This window comes from Paraburkholderia fungorum (genome assembly GCF_046026025.1).
GTDB lineage: Bacteria > Pseudomonadota > Gammaproteobacteria > Burkholderiales > Burkholderiaceae > Paraburkholderia > Paraburkholderia fungorum_E.
Genome location: NZ_JAQQFL010000026.1, coordinates 92137 through 112808, shown reverse-complemented (window position 1 = coordinate 112808; position 20672 = coordinate 92137). Strand labels below are relative to the sequence as shown.

Genomic DNA, 20672 nt, shown 5'->3' with positions numbered 1-20672 from the left:
TAGCGGTGTGAGCCGCTTTCTTTTGCCTACTTTTCTTTGCGGCAGGCAAAGAAAAGTAGGTGCCCCCCCGCACAGGGGGAACGCTAATAGGCCGATAACAAAGCAAGGAAAGGCCAACACCATAGGAACACAAAGCAAGGAAAGGCCAACACCATAGGAACACAGACAAAACAGACCGATAAGAAATCAAGGAAAGGCCAACACAGCGGGCGCACAAACAAAACAGACCGATAAGAAATCAAGGAAAGGCCAACACCGCAGGCGCACAAACAAAAAGCGCCGCGCAGGCCACCCCCCACCGTGAGGTGCCCCCAAACCTAATACCCGCCCTTCACGGGCGCCGCCATCACGGCAATCTTCTTATACGAGGCGGCCAGATCAGCCGCCGCCCGACTCAACAACCCAGTATCCGTCCCCACGGCAACGAAAGTCGCCCCCGCCGCCAGATACTCGGCGGCAATCCCCGCATCGGGCGCCAGCACGCCCGCCGCCTTACCCGCGTCCCGCACCGTCCTGATACCGCTGCAAATCGCCTCCCGCACTCTCGCGTCCCCAGGCTTGCCCAGCAACCCCATCGATGCACTCAAATCCGCAGGACCAAAAAACACACCGTCAACCCCCTCCACCGCCGCAATCGCCGAAAGGTTCTCCAGCCCCTGCACGGTTTCCACCTGCACCAGCACACACAACTCATCAGCCGCGGTGTTCAGATAATCCGGTATCCGGTTCCACCGCGATGCCCGCGCCAACGCGCTCCCCACGCCACGAATGCCCTGCGGCGGATAACGCGTCGCCGCGACAGCATCCGCAGCCTGTTCCGCCGTGTCGATCATCGGCAGCAACAACGTCTGTGCGCCGATGTCGAGCAATTGCTTGATCAACGCGCTATCGCTTCGAACCGGACGCACCACCGGATGCGATGCATACGCAGCCACGGCCTGCAATTGCGCCAGCGTGCTCCGTACGTCGTTCGGTGCATGCTCGTTGTCGATCAATAACCAGTCGAACCCGGCAGTGGCCAGCAACTCGGTGACGTATGCGTCGGCCAGCGCCGCCCATAAACCGAATTGCGGTTTGCCCTCAGCCAGCGCACGCTTGAATGTGTTTTGCGGTAGTGACATGTCGCCCACTCAAATGAAATTCAAACCGATACCGCCCAGCGGACCATAGTCGACGTGGAACGTGTCGCCCGCACGCGCGGGAATCGGGCTCGTGAATGAGCCGCTCAGAATCACGTCGTTCGCGTTCAGAACTTCATCGTAAGGCGCGATCTTGTTCGCGAGCCATGCAACGCCAGTGGCAGGGTGGTTCAGCACCGCCGCGGCGAGCCCGCTTTCTTCCACCGCGCCGTTCTTATAAAGCAAGGCGCCAACCCAACGAAGGTCAATCTCCATCGGGCGCACCGGACGTCCGCCCAACACGATGCCTGCATTCGCCGCGAAGTCGGAGATGGTGTCGTAGACCTTGCGCGGCGCTTTCGTCTCGCGGTCGAATTGCTCGATGCGCGCATCGATAATCTCGACAGCCGGCGTCACGTAGGCGGTGGCGTCGAGGACATCGAATAGCGTGACACCCGGGCCCTTCAGGGGCTTGCTCAGCACGAAGGCCAGTTCGACTTCCACGCGCGGCGCAATGAAGCGGTCAGCGCGGATGTCCTGGCCGCCTTCAATGAACATGCTGTCGAGCAGCGGCGCGTAGTCGGGTTCGTCGATCTGCGACGAACGCTGCATCGCGCGCGAGGTGAGGCCGATCTTGCGGCCCTTGATCACGTGCCCTTCAGCGAGTTTGAGCTTCACCCACTCGCGCTGAATCGCGTATCCGTCCTGGACGGTCATCCCGGGATACTTGGCCGAGAAGTGGCGCAACTGGGTACGGGTTTTCTCGGCGTTGTCGAGTTGCAACGCAAGATCGCGAATAGTCTGTTCGTCTAGCATGATGGATTCTCTGGTTGCGCCTGCCTGGCCCGGGGATCAGGTCGGGGCGTTCGCCTTAAGCCGCGCGTGCAAATTGTTGTGTTTCCACGTGCCGGATTCGCTGAATTCACTGATTTCCAATGACAGCGCCAGGCCGTGCTTTTCAAACTCGGCGGCGAAGTGCTGCTTGATCACGTCAAACAGTGCGTCGCCGGTCGCCTGTTTGGCGGCGTCCGAACGGCCTGCGCCGATCTTCAGGCTCGCGTGCAGGAAGGCGGCGTCGGCCCGGCCATCGGCAATGCGGTACTGCTCGCAGCGCAAGGCGCGCACGCGGATGCCGCCAAGCGGATAAATGCGTTGTTCGTTCTCGCGTTGTGCGTCGAGGCATTGAGCGAGCGATGCACACAGTCGCCCGATGCTGTTTTCATCAGCAAGATTGGCGCTGTATTCGAGTGTCAAATGCGGCACGGCAGGCTCCTTTCTCAGGACTTAAGCGGGGAGGGGCGTCACGGGGAAGATCGCATTGATCTGACCGGTGCCCGAGCTGCCGAAATACGGCGTGACGACTTCCACCTTGCCCTCATAACGATCCCAGCCGAGCGCGCCAAGCAGCATCGCGGTGTCGTGCATGCCGCCTTCGCCCCAGCATTTCTCGTTGTAGAGCGGCAGCATCTCGCAGAAGGTCTTCCAGTCGCCGGCTTCCCACAACTCGACCACCCTGCGGTCCATCTGTTCGAGAAACGGACTCCACACCTTGTGCATGAACTGCTCGGCGGTGCCATTGTTGGCGAAGTGATGGCTCAACGAGCCGCTCGCCAGAATTGCCACGGTGCCGTCGTAACGTTCCTCGATGGCCTTGCGCACGGCAAGGCCGAAGCGCGCGCTGGTTTCCAGTTCGTGCCACATGCACCAGCCGGATACCGACACGGTCTTGAAGTGCTGGTCGCCGTTCATATAGCGCATCGGCACCAGCGTGCCGTACTCGAGTTCGAGCGTGGTCTCGCTGTGCGCGCGGCTTTTGACGCCCATTTCATTGGCGACTTCCGCAATCAGATTGCCGAGCCCGACATTGCCGGGATACGCGTACGGCATGTTCTTGATGAAGTGCGGCAGTTCGTTACTCGTATAGACGCCCTCGAATTTCGGCGCGCAATTGATGTGGTATTCGCTGTTCACGAGCCAGTGCACGTCGAATACGACGATCGTATCCACGCCCAATTCGCGGCAGCGCCGGCCGATTTCATGATGGCCGTCGATCGCGGGCTGACGGCAGCCTTTGTGCGGACCGTCAAGCTCGGACAGATACAACGACGGGACGTGAGTGATTTTTGCTGCCAACGCGAGTTTGCCCATCGCGATCTCCTCTTCTGTGTGGCGCGAGACCCGCTGGCCTCGCGCGCCATTGCGGCGCGTGTCAGGCGCCCCAGTGCGGAATATGATGCGAGCCGAGCGATACACACACGTTCTTCGGTTCGAGGAACACCTCGTAACTCCATGTGCCGCCTTCACGGCCCACACCCGATGCCTTGGTGCCGCCGAACGGCTGGCGCAGATCGCGCACGTTCTGACTGTTGACGAAACACATGCCGGCCTGGACTGCCGCGGCGACGCGCAAGGCGCGACCGGTGCTCTCGGTCCAGATGTAGCTCGACAGGCCGTAGGAGATATCGTTGGCGAGTTTGATCGCATCGGCTTCGTCGTCGAACGGAATCAGGCAGGCAACCGGGCCGAAGATCTCTTCCTGGGCGATCCGCATGCGATTGTCGACGTCGACGAATACTGTCGGCTGCACGAAGTTGCCTTTGCGCATGGCTTCCGGCAAGTCGGGCGCATCGAGTCCGCCGCATGCCAGCGTGGCGCCTTCCTTCGGACCCAACTCGATGTAGCCGCGCACCTTGGCCAGATGCCCCTGGCTGATCATCGGGCCGACGATCGTGCTATCGGCCAGCGGATCGCCCACGGTCAGGCGTTTTGCACGTTCGATGAAACGCTCGGCAAAGCGCGCGTAAATCGAGCGTTGCACCAGAATGCGCGAACCGGCCGTGCAGCGCTCGCCGTTGTTCGAGAAGATCATGAACACGGCGGCGTCGAGCGCGCGTTCGAAATCAGCGTCGTCGAAAATCACGAACGGCGATTTGCCGCCCAGTTCCATCGAAAACTTCTTCAGACCGGCGGTTTGCACGATACGGTTGCCGGTTGCCGTGGAACCGGTGAACGACACCGCATGCACATCCGGGTGCGCCACCAGCGGTTCGCCGGTGTCCTTGCCGAAGCCGTGCACGACGTTCAGCACGCCGGCGGGAATACCGGCTTCGAGCGCGAGATTGCCGAGCATCGAGGCGGTCAGCGGCGACAGTTCGCTCATCTTCAACACCGCGGTATTGCCGAACGCGAGACAGGGTGCCACTTTCCACGTCGCCGTCATGAACGGTACGTTCCACGGCGAGATCAGCGCGCAGACGCCGACCGGGTGGAACAGCGTGTAGTTCAGGTGCGTATCGGTGGGATACGTATGGCCGTCGACGCGCGTGCACATCTCCGCGAAATAGCTGAAGTTGTCGGCGGCGCGCGGCACGAGTTGCTTGCGCGTCTGCGAGATCGTCTGGCCGGTGTCCCGGGTCTCGGTTTCGGAGATCTCCGGCACGTTCTTCGCGATCAGCTCGCCGAGCTTGCGAATGGCTTTTGCGCGCTCCGCCGCGGGCTTGCCGGCCCATGCGGGAAACGCTTCTTTAGCCGCGCGTACCGCGGCATCCACTTCTTCCGCACCGCCGCGCGCCACTTCGGCAAGCACCTCTTGCGTCGCCGGATTGACGGTTTCGAAGTAGTCTTTCGCGGCGCTCGATTTACCGTTGATCAGATGTTCGATTCGCATTGCCTTGTCCTTTCTCTTTCACTGTGCCGATCAGGCGCGGCCGAAGTCCGCGTCCGATGCAATCGTATTGACGAGACGGCCAAGGCCGTCGATTTCACAGACCACTTCGTCGCCCGCATTGACGTTGACGATGCCTTCCGGCGTGCCGGTCAGAATCACGTCACCGGGTGCGAGCGTCATGAAGCTGCTCAGGTATTCGATCAACGCCGGGATATCGGTGACGAGATCGCGCGTGTTGCCGTGTTGCTGCCGCGTGCCGTTCACGAAGGTACGCAATTCGAGTTGCGTGACGTCTTTGACGTCGGCGGCATCGACGAACCAGGGGCCGAGCACCGTGCCGCCGTCGCGATTCTTCACGCGCAGGTTGGGACGGTAGTAGTTTTCCAGGTAGTCGCGGATCGCGTAGTCGTTGGCGATCATGTAGCCGGCCACGTGCTGCATGGCGTTTTCACGCTTGACGTTCTGCGCGGTCTGGCCGATCACGACCGCCAGCTCGCACTCGTAGTGCATGAAGGTGACGTCGGCGGGGCGGCGCGTGAAGCCGCGATGACCGATCGCCGTGCCGGGTCCCTTGAGAAAGACCAAGGGCTCTTCCTGCTTGTTGAACTGCAATTCCTTTGCATGTTCGGCGTAGTTCAGGCCGAGCGCGAAGATCGTGCCGACCTCGATCGGTGCGAGCCACACCACTTCATCCTCACTACGCACACGGCCGTCGGCGAGGCGTACGCCCTGGGCGTCCGGGTAGGCTTCGTGAATCGCGCCTGCATAGGCAACGCGGCCGCGCATCATGGTTGTTCTCCAGCGTGTTCTTTCGCACCGACAAACGACACTTCGAGCGGCGGCAATCCGCCAATCGACAGCGTGGCCGTGTCGCCGATATGGGCCACGGGCGATCCATGGGGGACGCCGAGCGTGATGACGTCGCCGGCGTTGAGTGTCATGAAATCGGTTACATCCGCAATCAACTGCGCCACGTTGCGTACCGACGACGCGGTGCTGGCGGTAAAGACTTCGCGTCCGCCAAGCGAAACCTTGATGGTCAGATCGTCAGGCGCGGCAACGTGGCGAGCGGCCACCACCGCCGGTCCGATCACGCAGAAGCCATCCCGGGCCCGGAACCGTACCGAGGGACGGTACACGCTCGCGTGCGGCACGCTCAGATCGGCGACCAGCGTGTAGCCGGCGATGTAGTCGAACGCCTCGCTCGCGCCGACGCGCGTTGCGGTGCGGCCGATCACGATACCCAGCGAAGCGCCGACTTCCACGCCCAATGCATCGTCAGGCACGACAACACGCGCGCGATGACCGGCGAGCGTATTGCGCGGCTTCAGATAGAGAATGGGCGCTTTCGGCGGGGCTTTGTACGGAGCGGCATGCACCGCGTCGCCCAGGGCTTCCAGGGCGGCGCGGTCGTTCAGCAAGGTTCCATACACGGCGCCGGAAACGGGGGCGCGACAGGCCACGCCGCGCGCAAGCAGCGCGGCAGCGGTTTGCGCATCCACGTCGCGCGGCAGCGCGTCGCCTTCGGGATGCAGCAGGTGATCGGCAAGTGCAAACATAACTCGGTTGTCTCTCGGAGAAAACACTAACATGTTAGTAGTATTGCGCTTGATATCATCCACGGTCAATAGCCTGTCGGCTGATTGCGGGTTTTCCCTTAAGTTTCGACGGCTGCTTTTAACTATCTTCCGCCATGTCCGCTTCTGCTTCTATCCGAGTTTTGCATCGCAACCTGCCGATGTTGTTGCTGCGCGCCAGAGAAAAAATGATGGAGCGTTTCCGCCCCCTGATTACCGCGCACGGGCTGACCGAACAGCAGTGGCGCGTGATTCGCGCACTCAATGAGCACGGCCCGATGGAGCCGCGCCACATCTCCGACATCTGCACGATTTCGAGCCCGAGCATGGCCGGCGTGCTCGCGCGCATGGAGAGCATGGAGCTGGTGACGAAGGAGCGTTTCGCGGAAGACCAGCGCCGCGTGCTGGTTTCGCTCACCGATACGAGCGTGGACCTGGTGCGCGTGATCTCGAAGGATCTCGAAGCGCACTATCGCGAGCTGGAGCGCAAAGTAGGGCCGGAAATCGTCGAGCGCGTCTATCGCGCGGTCGACGATCTGCTGGCCGGCCTCGAAGAAGAGGACGAGTGAAGCCGTTGCTCAGGCGCCCTGATCGGGCGCCGGGCCATTGGCGGCAGCGTTCTTCCTGAGCCCGAGCAGCCACGGAATCTGGCTTTTGTCGTGCATGCCAAGCTTCTTGTAGGCGCAGCGCAGATAGTGGCGCACGGTGGTGGGCGAAATCGCCATGCGCTGCGCGACTTCCTTGTGTGAGAGACCGTCGCCGTACAGCTTGATCGCACTCAGTTCGCGTGGACTCAAACGGTCGAGTGGCGAGCGTTGGCGCGCTTCCAGTTGAAACAGGCCGACTACCGGCGAACAGCTCACTGTCACCGTTTCGCCGACATACGGCTGGCCCGTGCCCGCATGCAGATGCGCGATCAGCGGCGCCGGCAGATGCTGATTCTGGTAGCCCGGCCACTCGCCGCGCAGAATGGTCTCGAACGCTTTATCCGCCTGATGCACCGCACCAAAACCATCGCAGATCGCGCGTGCCGGCGTCGAGACGCCCTCGCCGCGCTCGCGTGTCAATTGAAACGAACGGTTGATCGTGAGCGCCGCGCTCAGATGCGGAATCACGTCCTCCAGCGTTTGCGCATCCGCCGCGGAGAACGGTTTGTCGAGCGCGCGGCGATACACCGAGAGGAACGTCGCGAGCCCGAAGCGATGATCGAGCGCCGACACCACCATCAGTTGCGCGAGCCCGTACTTGATCGCCCAGTTGCGAAAACGCTGATCGATGCCGGGCGCCACGATCGACACCGCCAGCGCGCGGCCGTAACGGTTCATCGAACCGAGCGCGAGCGGATCGCAGTCGCGCACGCGCTGCCAGTCGGTAAAGAACTCGCCCGGCAGGCCATAGACGAAGCTGTTATGCATCACCGGACCATTGGCCGTGTGCGTGGTCACGCCGGTCCAGCCGGCGTCGAAGGGTAAATGCTGCGAGAGCAGGCGAAAGAAGCCGTGCTCGAATTCGCCGATGCCGGTGCGGTTGGCGAGTGCATAGAGGTCGAGCAGGAACAGGCTCAGGCCGCGCGTCGCGGTGCCATTGCCGGAGAGCGTGCCTTCGAAGTCGGCGCTGCGCTGTTCGAGCGGTGCGCCCGCGTAGTCGTCGAGCGCAATGGCAGGCGGCATTTCACCCCACTGATCGATAACCCGCCTGGTGTCTGCGGTGACTGTCACGCTGTGTCCTTCGGCTGTCGATATGGCGCTCGGGCCGCTCGCGCGGTGTGCCGACCGATTATACGTGGCGCTTTTTTTGAAAAACGCAGTGATCGAAATGGCGCTACACCCCCTCATTTGAACGGCCCCGGACCGTGGATGCCGCGCCGCGTCAACTCGTGAGGCGGATCAATCCGGCCGCCCATGTCAATCGCACCGGCGCTCCGCGCAATCGCGTGCGGGTTTTCCATACCGTTCATCTGGACGTCTAGTCAGCGCAATTGCCGCTACGGACACTGCCGTTGCACTCGATCAGGGATGCAGCCCGCCGCGGCGGACACATTACAAAAACATCAGACGGTTTGGAGCTTCGCGATGAAACGAAACGAATCACGGCAGCGCGGCGGCCGACGAAAGACGTTGGCGATACTGAGCGCGGCGGCTGGCTTGTGCGCCTCGACCGCGCACGCGCAATCGAGTGTCACGCTGTACGGTTTGATCGATGCCGGCATTCAGTACCGCACGAACGCGGACGGCCAGCACAGCGCGGTCAACTTGCAGAACTACGGGGTGTTGCCCTCGCAAATCGGTCTGACGGGTACGGAAGATCTGGGCGGCGGTCTGCAGGCGATCTTCCGCCTCGAGCAGGGTCTCAACGTGAACGACGGTACGGCCACGGTGCCGGGTTATGCCTTTTTTCGCGGTGCTTACGTCGGATTGACCGGCAAATTCGGCACCGTCACGCTCGGGCGGCAGTTCAGCGTGCTGTTCGATCGCACGGTTTTCTACGACCCGCTGCTGTATGCGGCGTATAGCGGGCAGGGCGTGCTGGTGCCGCTGTCGGCCAACTTCATCGACAACTCGGTGAAATTCAAGAGTGCCGATTACGGCGGCTTCAGCGCCGAAGCCCTGGCGGCAACCGGTGGGGTGGCAGGCAATTCGCGTTCGGGCCGGGTGCTGGAAATCGGTGCGCAATACGGCGGCAATGGCTACGGCATCAGCGCGGCGCTGCATCGCGCGCAAGGCACGGCGTCAGCGGACGGCGATACCTCGGGACTGCAGCAGACCATCGGCACATTGGCCGCGCATTGGGACATCGCCACGCTTTCGTTGTACGGCGGCGCCGAACGGCAAACCGGATCGCTCGCGCCCTCGAAAACCGTGGCGTGGGGTGGGGCGCGCTACCAGCTCGACAATTTCGTCGGCCTTGCGGGCGGCGTCTATCAGACCTGGTCGAGCACGCCGAGCGTCGGTCATCCGACGCTGTTCATCGCGAGCAGCACCTATGCATTGTCAAAGCGCACGGTGGCGTATGTGAATCTCGGCTACTCGCGCAACAGCAGTCAAAGCTCGCAGCCGGTCTATGAATACGACGCAACGCCGCTCAACGGTGCCTCGCAGTTCGGCGCGATGCTCGGCATGTATCACACGTTCTGATTGCCCGCCGCCGGCGTGGCGCTGCAGGGCCGGCAACACTGGCCTGGATTCGCCTCTCCCAGGCCGCGTATCGATGTATCGATGTATCGGCCTTCGTTGCAACCGCAACCGTTACCTCATGAGCCCCATGAAAACTTCTTCGACATCCTCATTTTCCACGGCCGCCGGGTCCGCGACGCTCACGGCCGCGCCGCGCGAATTCGCGAGCTCCACGCTGCTGTCGCTGGTGGTATTCGCCGCCATCACACCGTTGTTGCTACTGGTTGCGCCGGCGGTGGCGGCGCAACTCGGCGGACAGCTCGGCTTGAGCGCCTCGCAGATCGGCACGTATTTCTTCGTCGAACTCGGTGCGTTCAGTTGCGCGACCTTGCCGTCGCTCTTGTGGCTCGGTCGCGCCGACGCACGCCGTGTCGCGGCGATCGCCACGGCGGTGTTTTGCATCGGCAATCTCGCCACCGCGGTGCTGATGCCGGGTTTCGTCGCGTTGCTGGTACTGCGTGCGCTGACCGCGCTTGGCGGCGGCACGCTGATGGTGCTGTGCATGACGAGCGCGGCGACGAGCGGCAATCGCGACCGCGTGTATGGCTTGTGGGTGGTCGGCCAGTTGGTGGCCGGTGCGCTCGGTCTTGTCGTGCTGCCGCATCTGTTCGACGCGTTCGGTCTGCGCGCGCTGTATGTCACGCTGGCCGTGCTTGCGCTGATCGCGTCGCCGCTCACGCGCGGCTTCGATCCGGCGTTGGGCGGCGCCAGCAGGAAGCCGGCGCAACAGGCTGTGCCCGGCACCGACGGCACCCGCAGCGGAAGCAGCAGGTGGTTTCTGGCGACGCTGGTGATTGGCGGTGTGCTCACGTTCTATGTGGCGATCGGCGGTGTCTGGACGTTCGCGAGCAAGGCGGCATCGTTCGCGGGACTCGACGCCGGTCATACCGGCGAATTGCTGGCAATCGCGAGCGTGATGGGAATCGTCGGCGCGGCGTGCGCGTCGTTCATCGGCAACCGGATCGCGCGCGCCGCGATGCTGCTGACGGGTTACGCGATTCTCGTCGCGGCCTTGCTCGGTCTGTCGGCGCATCCGGGTTCGACGGGCTACGCCGCCGCGATCTTCGCCTTCAAATTCGCGTGGACCTTCGTGTTGCCGTTCATCCTCGCCGCAGCCGCAAAAACCGATACGTCCGGTCGTTTGATCGCCACGCTGAACTTCGTGATCGGCGCGGGGCTCGCGGTCGGTCCGCTGATCGCCGGCTTTCTCCTCGACGCCGGCGCGGGACTCAATACCTTGTTTCAGGGCGCGGCGGTGATCTGCGCGTTGTCTTTCGTGTGTCTGCTCCGTGTCGAGCGGAGTGGGCGTGAAGTGCCGGGTGCGCATCAATGATCGTGCTGCCCAACCCGGTCGATCTGAATCCGCAGGTGAACTACAGGTAAGAGACATCATGAGTAAAACCGCATTTTTCACGGATGAACGCACTTTCTGGCATACGGGGGGCACGCATGCGCTGTTCTTTCCGGTCGGCGGCTGGGTACAGCCGCCATCGAGCAGCGGTTACGCGGAGTCGCCCGATTCGAAACGCAGGCTGCTGGCCTTGATTCAGACCTCGGGACTGGCGGCGTCGCTCGACATGCAGGGCGCGGCGCTCGCCACTGAAGAGGATTTGCTGCGCATCCATCCGCGGGAATATCTGAGCCGTTTCAAGGCGCTCAGCGACACGACTGGCGGCGATCTGGGCGAGCTCGCACCTTTCGGCAAGGGGAGCTACGAGATCGCCGCGCTTTCCGCGGGGCTTGCTATTGGCGCAATCGATGCCGTGCTCGACAAACGGGCACGCAACGCCTTCTCGTTGTCGCGCCCGCCTGGCCATCACTGTCTGCGCGATAAGCCGATGGGCTTCTGCCTGTTTGCCAATATCCCGGTTGCGATCGAAGCGGCCCGCGCGAAGCACGGCGTCGAGCGGGTCGTGGTGATCGACTGGGATGTCCACCATGGCAATGGCACGCAGTCGATCTACTACGACGACCCGAACACGCTGACGATTTCGCTGCATCAGGATCGCTGTTTTCCGCCGGGCTACAGCGGCGCGGACGAGCGCGGCACGGGCGCGGGCGTGGGGGCCAACCTGAATATTCCGCTGCTGCCGGGTGGCGGGCACGACGCCTATCTGTATGCGTTCGAACGCATCGTGCTGTCTGCGCTCGAGGCGTTCAGGCCGGATCTGATCGTCGTGGCGAGCGGGCTCGATGCGAGCGCGGTCGATCCGCTCGCCCGCATGCTGCTGCACAGCGAGAGCTATCGCACCATGACGCAACTGGTGCGCGATGCCGCCGAACGCTATTGCGGCGGGCGTCTGGCGATCGTGCACGAGGGCGGGTATTCGGAGGCATACGTGCCGTTTTGCGGTCACGCGATTGTCGAAACGCTGGCGGACGTGCGAACGCAGGTGAGCGATCCGATGCTGGATCTCGCGATCGCGCAGCAGCCCAATGATCGCTTCAAGGCCTTTCAGCGCGCATTGATCGATGAACTGGCGGACGAATTCGGGCTGTGACACCTGCAACCGCGCCGACGCTTCTGGAACCTCGGAGGCGCCTTGGCGCTGCGGGCTTTCCGAGTGTTCCAGGGCCCCTTAAGCGGCCGGCGTTGTCATCCTTATGGTTGATGCCGCCACGCCCGGAGCCTCCGTACAGTAGTCAAAGGCGCCGCGACCTGATGCGCGATGCGAATCAGGCCGCGGCAAATCATTGAACTACTGGAGCCATACAGACATGACATCTCAACCCGTTTTCATTCAGGTTGGCGCACTCGCCGAAGGTTTCGCACCCGATAGCCATATCCTGGCGCCGGTCGACGATCTGACGGGCCGTACGCTGCAGTGCGAATTCCCGGATGGGTCCGCCGAGACGTTGACGTTCGTCTCCGCAGGCGTGGTGCGTACGGTCAACGGTCAATTCGAATGCCGGATCACGTCGGTACGCGACGGCATTTACTTTGTCGACTACATCGGCGGTGGCGATGGTTCGCGGCCGGCAGCGACGAGCTACGTGCTCGATGTAAAACAGGGCTTGTGCACCTCGGTGACCGGCACCTTGCCGAACGAAAGCGAAGCCCGTACCGATGCGTTCACGCGTGTCGAGCGAGGCATGGAATTGACCGGCGTACAGGCGCAGTTCCGTCACGGCAGGATCGTGCCGCAAGGTGCTCGGGCAGGTGCGGACGCAGGCATGCAAGCGGCGTTGCATCAGCCGACTCGCGAACTGATCGGTATGCGCAACCTGTACACGTATAGCGCCACGGAACAGTACGAACACGTCTATCTGAACGATAACTTCTATGCGTGGCAATGCCTCTCGGGTGTGGAAGCCGGTCTCGCCGATGTCGACCGGTGCCACTACATCGCCATCGCCAAAGATCTGTACCTGTTCGTATGGCGCGAAAAAATCATTCCGACGCTCGGTGTGGTGATGATCGACCTCGAGCGCAAGAAGACCGATGGCAAGATTTTCGGCTATCGGGGCAACCAGTTCGACTCGCTGTCGAATTTCCCGGTCGGCGCACTGGCGCAAGTGCTCAATGTGACCCGGTATCCGCGATGAGCGGCGCCGCGCAGCAGACGGCGAGCGTGCGCGATTTCGCCGGCAAGGCGGTGCTGGTGACCGGGGGCGCGCAAGGCATCGGGCGCGGCATCGCCGAGGCGTTTGCCGCGCGTGGCGCCGCGGTGGCGATCGCGGATCTGCGCATCGACGCGGCCTCCGAAGCGGCGCAGCGTCTCGCGCAACAGGGCGGCACGGCGCGCGCATACGAAGCGGACATGGCGGAGTATGCGCGGATCGCGCGCCTCGTCGCCGAGGTGGATGCGGATTTCGGCAGGCTCGACGTGGTGGTGCACAACGCCGCGTATTTCCCGCTCACCGCCTTCGATGCGATTACGCCCGCGATTTTGCAGCGCACGTTCGCCGTGAATCTCGCCGCGCTCTTCTGGCTCGCGCAGGCGGCAACGCCCGCGTTCATCCGGCAAGGCGGCGGGCGGATGCTGGCGACCTCGTCGGTGACGGGGCCGCGCGTGGCGTATCCGGGGCTCGCGCACTACGCAGCGTCGAAGGCGGGCGTGAACGGCTTCATTCGCGCCGCGGCGTTGGAGTTGGCGAAGCACCGCGTCACGGTCAACGGCGTCGAGCCCGGCATGATCCGCACGCCCGCGATGGACAACCTCGGCGACGACGCGCACAACCGCCGTATCGAACAGGCAATCCCGCTTGGGCGGCTGGGCGAACCGGCGGATATCGCGGCGGCCATGCTGTTTCTGGCTTCCGATGCGGCCGCGTATATCACCGGCCAGACCATCGTGGTCGACGGCGGCGCGACCTTGCCTGAGTCGACCGCCGTGATGGGCTGAGGCCCCGCTTACAGGTGGTCGAACGCCAGGGTTGGCACGTCGACGATCGAGGCGCCGCCGTCGGCAACGAGGGTGGCGCCCGTCACGATCGACGCAGCCGGCGACACCAGAAACTCGCATACGCCGGCGATTTCTTCCGCGGATGCGGGGCGGCGCAACGGTACATCGGCGCAAACGCGTTGATAGGCCGCGTCGAGTGTTTCGTCATAGCGCTGCATCAGCGGCTGCATTTCCGCATCGGCCATCGGCGTGCGAACCCAGCCTGGGCAGACCGCGTTGACGCGTACGCCGTGCGGACCGTAGTCGCGTGCGAGCGAACGCGTCAGGCCAATGAGTGCGTGTTTCGACGTGGTGTAGCCGCATACGGCAGGCCCCGCGGCGAGCGAGGCGATCGAGGCGACCAGCACGATTGCGCCACGCTGTTCGATCAGATCGGGCAGGCAGGCGCGGGCGGCGACGAAGGCGGTGTCGAGATTCGCGCGCATGGCGGCGGACCAGGCTGCGTCGTCGGTCTCGGTCGCGGTGCCCATGCCGAAACCGCCGGCGCAGGCGATCAGCGCATCGACAGCGCTGCCGTCGGCCTTGATCGTGGCGATGAAGCGCTGCCAGTCGGCGGCGTTGGCCGCGTCGCCATCCAGCACCAGGCCGCCGGTTTCGCGGGCCACCCGTTCGAGCGGTTCGCGGCGCCGCCCGATCAGCGCCACGCGAGCGCCGCGCGCAGCAAAGAGCCGTGCGCAGGCTTCACCGATGCCGGTGCCTGCGCCTGTGATGACTACGGTGCGTTGTCTGGACATGGTGTTCCTTACGAATGTGAATGAACGTGATCTGGCGAGATGAAAGGAGTGAAACGTGAACCCCGAGTCTAGGGATGCGGGCCACCGCGCGGAATCAGGCAAAAGGATGACAACGCGGCCCTCATTTGAGCGCGCGGGTCGCGTCGATTTGCCAATTCGTGCTCACGCCTGGGAATCGCACGTTCGTACGATGGTCTTGAGCTGGTGAACCGGGAGAGCGCCATGTTGAACACGATCCGCGATGAAGCCGCGTCTCAAAGCGCCTTCATGCCCGCATTGGGCGCTGCCGTGAGCGCGCTCGCGCAGCTGGTGCGGCCATCGGCAACGGTTTTCTACTGGGTCGGCGCGGATAACGAGCCGTCGGGTTTCGAGCTGTTCGGCATGACCGAGACGATGCATCGCACGTATTTGCAGCGTTACTGCACGCTCGATCCGATGCATCCGTCGCGGTTTTCGACGCAGACCGGCAGCGTGCTCACGCTCGCCGGTGCGTTGCCTGAGACGGTGCGCGGTGGCTCGGTGTACTGGCGGCGCTTCCTGAATCCGCATCAGGTGGTCGATGTGATGGAGGTTCTGTTGCGTGATAACACGCCAATTACGCAAGGCGGGCAAAGCACCCGGCCGGCGGCGGCATTTTCACTCTTGCGCATGGCGCCCGCGGAAGCCTTTTCCGTGAACGACGAGCAGCACGCGAGGGCGGTGCAACCGCTGCTGGAAGCCGCGCTGATGCCGGCGCTACGCGACCAGCGGGCGATGCGCACCCACGCGCGCCATGGTACCGAGGTCGAAAACGATGTCCGTCCCAGCCTGACGCATCGCGAGCAACAGATCGCGCGTCTCGTGCGCAACGGCTTCTCGAACAAGGAGATCGCACGCGAGCTCGCGCTCGCTCAGCCCACCGTCAAGACTCACCTGTTGCGCATGTTCCGCAAGCTCGGCGTGTCGAGCCGCACGGAAATGATCGGCGCGCTTTTTCTATAAAGGACCGACGCCATGATCGACACCTGGCCAATGGATGGCACGCGCGTCGAAGCCGTCGAGGCCGATGGCTCGATGCTGCTCTACGCCGTCGCGGCAGTCGCCGTGGAGCGCGCCGACAGCAGGCATGGCGCACGCTGGTTCCAGCGCCGGCAGGCTGCACAGGCCGCGGTGATTTCGCGCGAAGAAGACGTGTCCGACATTCTGCTGCGTTTGCCCGATAGCTGGAACATCGTCGACGGCGGGCGGTGCGTCGGTCTGCACGACGATGCCGACATCCTGTCCGGCGATCCGCGCTTTAACCACGGTTTTGACGAGGCGAATTGCGCCATTGTCGGCCACAGCGATGGCGTGCGGTTTGCCCTGTTCATGCAGATCAATGCGGCCGAAGCGGTGTTGCTGCCCGAACGGCTGTTCGTGCAGCGCGACGCATTCGAGCATTACCTGTATGCGTAAGCGCGAGAAATCGACCGTGAGCATGCAACCTCGCGCACCTCTGCACTTGCGAGCGTTAGATGTTTTCCCTTAAGCAACGGCTCGCCTGCCGATTTGCGCTAACGGTCGAAAAACCGGCGTGACACCATGCGTCAGAACGATGGCCCGCGGCCAAGACACCAACGACACACCAACGTGAGACCCAGGATATGAGTAACGATGCAACGGTTATCGTCAGCGATGCGGTTCGCGCGTTCGTGCAACGCGATTTCGGCCTGTTTATCGGCGGCGCGCCGCAACCCGCGCACTCGGAGCGTCGTCTGGATGTGTTCAATCCAGCGAGTGGCGAGCGCCTCGCGACAGTAGCGGATGCGGACGCGACCGACGTCGATCGCGCGGTGAGCAATGCGCGCGCCGCATTCGATGCGCGTGTATGGAGCGGCTTGCGGCCCGCCGATCGCGAGCGCATTCTGCTGCGCTTCGCCGACCTGCTCGAAGCCAATGCGGAGGACCTCGCGCAACTCGAAACCCTGAATCAGGGTAAGTCGATCAACATCGCCCGTGCGGTGGAAGTGGGCGCGACGATCGAATATGTGCGCTACATGGCGGGCTGGGCGACCAAGATTACCGGCGAAACGCTGGACGTATCGATTCCGTTTCCGCCCGGTACGCGCTATACGGCGTTCACGCGCAAGGAACCGATCGGCGTGGTGGCCGGTATGGTGCCATGGAATTTCCCGCTGATGATCGCCGTGTGGAAGCTGGTGCCGGCGCTCGCGGCGGGCTGCACGATTGTGATCAAGCCGTCGCCGGAAACACCGTTGACCGCGCTGCGATTGGCCGAACTGGCGCTGGAAGCCGGTGTTCCCGCAGGCGTGTTCAACGTCGTCACCGGAGGCCGCGAATGCGGCGCCGCGCTCGCGGCGCATCCGGGTATCAGCAAGATTTCGTTCACCGGCTCCACGCCGACGGGCAAGCTGGTCGGTGCAGCCGCCGTGCAGAACATGACGCGCTTTTCGCTTGAACTCGGCGGCAAGAATCCGGCGGTCATGCTCGCCGATATCGATGTCGAGCAGGCGATTCAGGGCGCGCTGGCCGGTGGCTTCTTCAACCAGGGGCAGGTGTGCGCCGCCGCCTCGCGTATCTACGTGCATCGCAGCAAGTACCGGCAAGTGGCCGACGGTCTTGCGGATATTGCCGACGCCATGACGCTGGGACCCGGCCTCGATCCGGCGGCGCAGATCAATCCGCTCGTCTCCGCGCTGCACCGCGACCGCGTGAATCAGCACATCGCGCGTGCCCAGGCAGCCGGTCTGACGTTTCTTGCCGGCGGCAAGCCGGTCGATCTGCCGGGCTACTACGTTCGCCCCACCGTGATCGCCGACGTGCCGCACGACGCCGCAATCGTGCGCGACGAAGTGTTCGGCCCCGTGCTCGCTATCGTCCCGTTCGACGATCCGCTCGAGGCGCTGCGCCTCGCCAACGACTCACCATACGGTCTCGCCGCGAGCCTGTGGAGCAATGATCTGAAGACAGTGATGAACCTCGTGCCGCAAATCGAGGCGGGCACCGTGTGGGTCAATTGCCACGTGCCGCTCGACCCCGGCATGCCGTTCGGCGGCTTCAAACAATCGGGCATCGGCCGCGAATTCGGCAAGGTCGCGATCGAAGGCTTTACGGAAACCAAGTCCGTGTGCATCGCGCATTGAGCATTGCGCGTTGAACTGAGCGCATTGAACTGCGCGCATTGAACTGGACGCAGACAAACGAACGTATCAACAGACTGGACTTAATGGAGTAAGCATGATGGGAACGAACGATTCCGCCTTCTGGCACCCGATGCAGCACCCGGCCGACATGCAGCAACGCGAGCCGATCCGTATCGTGCGCGGCGACGGCTGCTATGTGTTCGACGATCGCGGCCACAAGCTGGTCGACGGCGTGGCCGGTCTCTGGAACGTCAACGTCGGCCACAACCGGCGTGAAGTGAAGGACGCGATTGTGCGTCAGCTGGACGAGCTCGAATACTTCCAGCTCTTCGACGGTATTTCGCATCCGCGCGCCGAGGAATTGTCGAAGGTGCTGATCGAGATGCTCGAGCCGGAAGGCATGCGCCGCGTGATCTACAGTTCAGGCGGCTCGGATGCGGTCGAATCCGCATTGAAACTCGCGCGCCAGTACTGGAAGCTGAAAGGCGAGGCGGACCGCACCAAGTTCATTTCGCTCAAGCAGGGCTATCACGGTACGCATTTCGGCGGCGCATCGGTGAACGGCAATACAGCGTTCCGCCGTAATTACGAGCCGAATCTGCCGGGCTGTTTTCATGTCGAAACGCCGTGGCTCTATCGCAATCCGTTCACGCAGGACCCGGCCGAGCTCGGCCGCATTTGTGCCGAGATGCTGGAGCGCGAGATCGTGTTCCAGAGCCCAGACACGGTGGCCGCGTTCATCGCTGAACCGGTGCAGGGCGCGGGCGGCGTGATCGTGCCGCCGGAAAACTACTGGCCGCTGATTCGTGAAGTGTGCGACAAGTACGGCATTCTGCTGATCGCCGACGAAATCGTCACGGGCTTTGGCCGGACCGGCAACATGTTCGGCAGTCGCGGCTGGGGCGTGAAGCCGGACATCATGTGCTTTGCGAAGGGAATTTCCTCCGGCTACATTCCGCTGGGCGCGACCGCGTTCAACGAGCGTATCGAGCAGGCCTTCATGAGCAACGCGAATTTCACGGGCGCGTTGATGCACGGGTACACCTATGCGGGGCATCCGGTTGCGTGCGCAGCGGCGCTCGCCAACCTGAAGATCGTCAAGGACGAGAACCTGCCGGCCAACGCCGCCCAGCAGGGCGCCCATCTGCTCGAAGCGCTGCGGCCGTTCACCGAGCGCTACGCGGCGGTGGGCGATGTGCGCGGCAAGGGCCTGATGGTCGCGCTCGATCTGGTGAAGTCGAAACAGACCCGCGAGCCGATCGATCCGACCTCGGGCTATGCCAACGCGGTGGCCGAAGTGGCGCGCGCGCACGGCGCCCTGGTGCGCCCGGTCGGCACGAAAATCATTCTGTCGCCGCCGCTGGTGGTCGAACCGGCGCAACTCGACGCGCTGGTCGGCGCATTGGCTGCGGGTTTCGACGAAGTGAAATTTGCATAATTGACTTGGTCAAGTGTTGAGGCGCGCTGCAGAATGCACAGATGCATTCCGGGTTGGGGCAGCGCGCGGTGAAATCGAATCCGTGGAAGTGCCGCGGTTTTTCTAAATCGAACCGCATCCGTCAGCCTGGTATAGCATGGCTTCTTCGTTCGCAGAGCGAGGCGCCGCGCGCCGCGGTCTTCGTCTGCTCCAGGTTGGCGCCCGCTACGACAGGCCGGGCCGTCGTCGCATGAATGTAGCCTGTTCAGAGTAGGCGGGAGGGGACATGGACTTCCGGGTCAGCACGCTTGCCGACGTGCACGATCATTCGCTGGCCGTGAGCGGCTGGGAGCAGGTCTATCGTCAGATGACGCCGGGCCGCTTCCAGAGCACGCTCGTGCAGGCGAGTTCGGACGACTTTCATTTCTTTCGCGAAACCACCAATCGCCGTGTGGCGCAGCATGGCGTCTCGCCGGCCGGTCTGGCTTCGATCGCGGTGCCGCTATACGCACCGCTCGTCGGCACGTTTCAGGGGCGGCGCGTGGAGGGTTACGCGCTGCTGCTGCTCGGCGCGGGCGAGGAGTTTCGTTTCTACACGCCGGAGTCGATGCACTATGCCGGCATCAGTGTCTGCGCCGACATGATGGACGAACTGCTGGGCGTGATGGTGGGCGAGCACGCCAGCCGTCAGGTGAAAGGCGGTGTGCTGGCGCTTTCCGATGAACAGGGCGTCATGCTGCGCGAGCGGCTCGCACCGTTTCTCGACGCTGCCGAGCGTAATGCCGCCGCGTTTGCACATCCCGCCGCCACCAAGGTATTCCGCGACGAAATGATCAGCGTCCTGCTCGGCCTGATCGAAAGCGCGTCGCAGATGCCGTCGCGAGACCTCACGCACACCACGTATAGCGACATCGTGCGGCGCTGCGAACGCATTCTGCAAGACAACGCCGAGCAACCGATCACCGTGCTCGATCTGTGTCGCGCGCTGCGCTGCAGTCGTAGAACCTTGCAAACCAGTTTTCAACGCGTTGCCAACGTGACGCCTGTTGAATACCTGCGTTCGATCCGGCTCAACGCTGTGCATCGGCTGCTACGCATGACGAGCGCGGAAGAACTTCTGATCGGCGATGCCGCTTGCCGCTGGGGATTCACGCATCTCGGCTATTTTGCCCGCGAGTATCGTGACCTGTTCGGCGAATTGCCGTCGCAGACCCCGCGCTTGAATTAAGGCCCAACGAGCGCCCAACGCGCGTTGCTGCGGTCGCGCGGGCGAGGACTCGCCGGAGCGCCTCTCGGTTCGATTTTCTGCCTGAATTTAACCCATGAACGGTTCCCGCTTGCGGGCGTGCCTGCACGCGTCCCGCCCGATCTTTCACGTCCGTCGCTGGACGCATGCGCGACGCCTAGGCGTAAACCCAAGTTCGTGCTGCGTTGCCGATTTGTGCTCCCGCTCTGCAT

General features: G+C 63.3%; 20 protein-coding genes. 11 read left to right on the top strand and 9 right to left on the bottom strand.

Going from position 1 to position 20672, the window contains the following annotated elements; genetic code table 11:
* Positions 1-317: 317 nt before the first annotated feature.
* From hpaI to PQR67_RS25665, 7 genes are all read right to left on the bottom strand, one after another.
* The gene (gene hpaI, locus PQR67_RS25695) at positions 318-1121 is read right to left on the bottom strand and encodes a 4-hydroxy-2-oxoheptanedioate aldolase (RefSeq protein ID WP_408465399.1); all 804 of its coding nucleotides are present in this window, start codon (positions 1119-1121) and stop codon (positions 318-320) included.
* 9 nt (positions 1122-1130) lie between these two features.
* On the bottom strand, positions 1131-1934 hold the full coding sequence (gene hpaH / locus PQR67_RS25690; protein ID WP_408465397.1) for a 2-oxo-hept-4-ene-1,7-dioate hydratase: 804 nt from the start codon (positions 1932-1934) through the stop codon (positions 1131-1133).
* Between the two features lie 36 nt (positions 1935-1970).
* Positions 1971-2381 (bottom strand): 5-carboxymethyl-2-hydroxymuconate Delta-isomerase, encoded by a 411-nt coding sequence (locus PQR67_RS25685; protein ID WP_408465395.1) that lies wholly within the window; start codon positions 2379-2381, stop codon positions 1971-1973.
* 21 nt (positions 2382-2402) lie between these two features.
* Positions 2403-3266 (bottom strand): 3,4-dihydroxyphenylacetate 2,3-dioxygenase, encoded by an 864-nt coding sequence (hpaD, locus tag PQR67_RS25680; protein ID WP_408465393.1) that lies wholly within the window; start codon positions 3264-3266, stop codon positions 2403-2405.
* A 61-nt stretch (positions 3267-3327) separates the two neighbouring features.
* Positions 3328-4785: a 5-carboxymethyl-2-hydroxymuconate semialdehyde dehydrogenase gene (gene hpaE, locus PQR67_RS25675; protein WP_408465391.1), complete on the bottom strand. Its 1458-nt coding sequence runs from the start codon at positions 4783-4785 to the stop codon at positions 3328-3330.
* A 30-nt stretch (positions 4786-4815) separates the two neighbouring features.
* Positions 4816-5574 carry a fumarylacetoacetate hydrolase family protein gene (locus tag PQR67_RS25670; protein WP_408465389.1) on the bottom strand — a complete coding sequence of 253 codons (759 nt, stop codon included), beginning with the start codon at positions 5572-5574 and terminating at the stop codon, positions 4816-4818.
* A complete protein-coding gene (locus PQR67_RS25665) occupies positions 5571-6344 on the bottom strand; it encodes a fumarylacetoacetate hydrolase family protein (protein ID WP_408465387.1) in 774 nt (257 codons plus the stop codon). Before PQR67_RS25665 ends, PQR67_RS25670 begins: the two co-directional genes overlap by 4 nt.
* Before the next feature lie 179 nt (positions 6345-6523).
* On the opposite strand from PQR67_RS25665, the gene hpaR reads away from it, so the two are divergent.
* Positions 6524-6931, top strand: coding sequence for a homoprotocatechuate degradation operon regulator HpaR (gene hpaR / locus PQR67_RS25660; RefSeq protein ID WP_169488206.1), 408 nt, complete (start codon positions 6524-6526; stop codon positions 6929-6931).
* Between the two features lie 9 nt (positions 6932-6940).
* On the opposite strand, the gene PQR67_RS25655 is transcribed toward hpaR, so the two are convergent.
* Positions 6941-8080, bottom strand: a complete 1140-nt coding sequence (locus PQR67_RS25655; RefSeq protein ID WP_408465385.1) for a response regulator transcription factor — start codon at positions 8078-8080, stop codon at positions 6941-6943.
* Positions 8081-8434: 354 nt separating this feature from the next.
* Between PQR67_RS25655 and PQR67_RS25650 the strand changes: the two genes are divergently transcribed.
* The 5 genes from PQR67_RS25650 to PQR67_RS25630 all read left to right on the top strand — a co-directional run bounded on the left by PQR67_RS25650 (position 8435) and on the right by PQR67_RS25630 (position 13881).
* Positions 8435-9496: a porin gene (locus PQR67_RS25650; protein ID WP_408465383.1), complete on the top strand. Its 1062-nt coding sequence runs from the start codon at positions 8435-8437 to the stop codon at positions 9494-9496.
* 127 nt (positions 9497-9623) lie between these two features.
* Positions 9624-10868: an MFS transporter gene (locus PQR67_RS25645; protein WP_408465381.1), complete on the top strand. Its 1245-nt coding sequence runs from the start codon at positions 9624-9626 to the stop codon at positions 10866-10868.
* Positions 10869-10926: 58 nt separating this feature from the next.
* Positions 10927-12036 carry a histone deacetylase-like amidohydrolase gene (locus PQR67_RS25640; protein ID WP_408465379.1) on the top strand — a complete coding sequence of 370 codons (1110 nt, stop codon included), beginning with the start codon at positions 10927-10929 and terminating at the stop codon, positions 12034-12036.
* 217 nt (positions 12037-12253) lie between these two features.
* Entirely contained in the window at positions 12254-13081 is an 828-nt protein-coding gene (locus PQR67_RS25635) for a MoaF C-terminal domain-containing protein (RefSeq protein ID WP_408465377.1), read from the top strand.
* The gene (locus tag PQR67_RS25630) at positions 13078-13881 is read left to right on the top strand and encodes an SDR family oxidoreductase (RefSeq protein WP_408465375.1); all 804 of its coding nucleotides are present in this window, start codon (positions 13078-13080) and stop codon (positions 13879-13881) included. Before PQR67_RS25635 ends, PQR67_RS25630 begins: the two co-directional genes overlap by 4 nt.
* A gap of 8 nt (positions 13882-13889) precedes the next feature.
* On the opposite strand, the gene PQR67_RS25625 is transcribed toward PQR67_RS25630, so the two are convergent.
* Positions 13890-14675: an SDR family NAD(P)-dependent oxidoreductase gene (locus PQR67_RS25625; RefSeq protein ID WP_408465373.1), complete on the bottom strand. Its 786-nt coding sequence runs from the start codon at positions 14673-14675 to the stop codon at positions 13890-13892.
* A 222-nt stretch (positions 14676-14897) separates the two neighbouring features.
* Between PQR67_RS25625 and PQR67_RS25620 the strand changes: the two genes are divergently transcribed.
* The 5 genes from PQR67_RS25620 (at position 14898) to PQR67_RS25600 (ending at position 20442) form a co-directional block, all read left to right on the top strand.
* Positions 14898-15656: a helix-turn-helix transcriptional regulator gene (locus PQR67_RS25620; RefSeq protein WP_408465371.1), complete on the top strand. Its 759-nt coding sequence runs from the start codon at positions 14898-14900 to the stop codon at positions 15654-15656.
* Positions 15657-15668: 12 nt separating this feature from the next.
* Entirely contained in the window at positions 15669-16109 is a 441-nt protein-coding gene (locus PQR67_RS25615) for a hypothetical protein (protein WP_408465369.1), read from the top strand.
* A gap of 188 nt (positions 16110-16297) precedes the next feature.
* Entirely contained in the window at positions 16298-17797 is a 1500-nt protein-coding gene (locus tag PQR67_RS25610) for an aldehyde dehydrogenase family protein (protein WP_408465367.1), read from the top strand.
* Positions 17798-17894: 97 nt separating this feature from the next.
* Positions 17895-19235, top strand: a complete 1341-nt coding sequence (locus tag PQR67_RS25605; protein ID WP_408465423.1) for an aspartate aminotransferase family protein — start codon at positions 17895-17897, stop codon at positions 19233-19235.
* 265 nt (positions 19236-19500) lie between these two features.
* A complete protein-coding gene (locus PQR67_RS25600; protein ID WP_408465365.1) occupies positions 19501-20442 on the top strand; it encodes a helix-turn-helix domain-containing protein in 942 nt (313 codons plus the stop codon).
* The last annotated feature ends 230 nt before the right edge of the window (positions 20443-20672 follow it).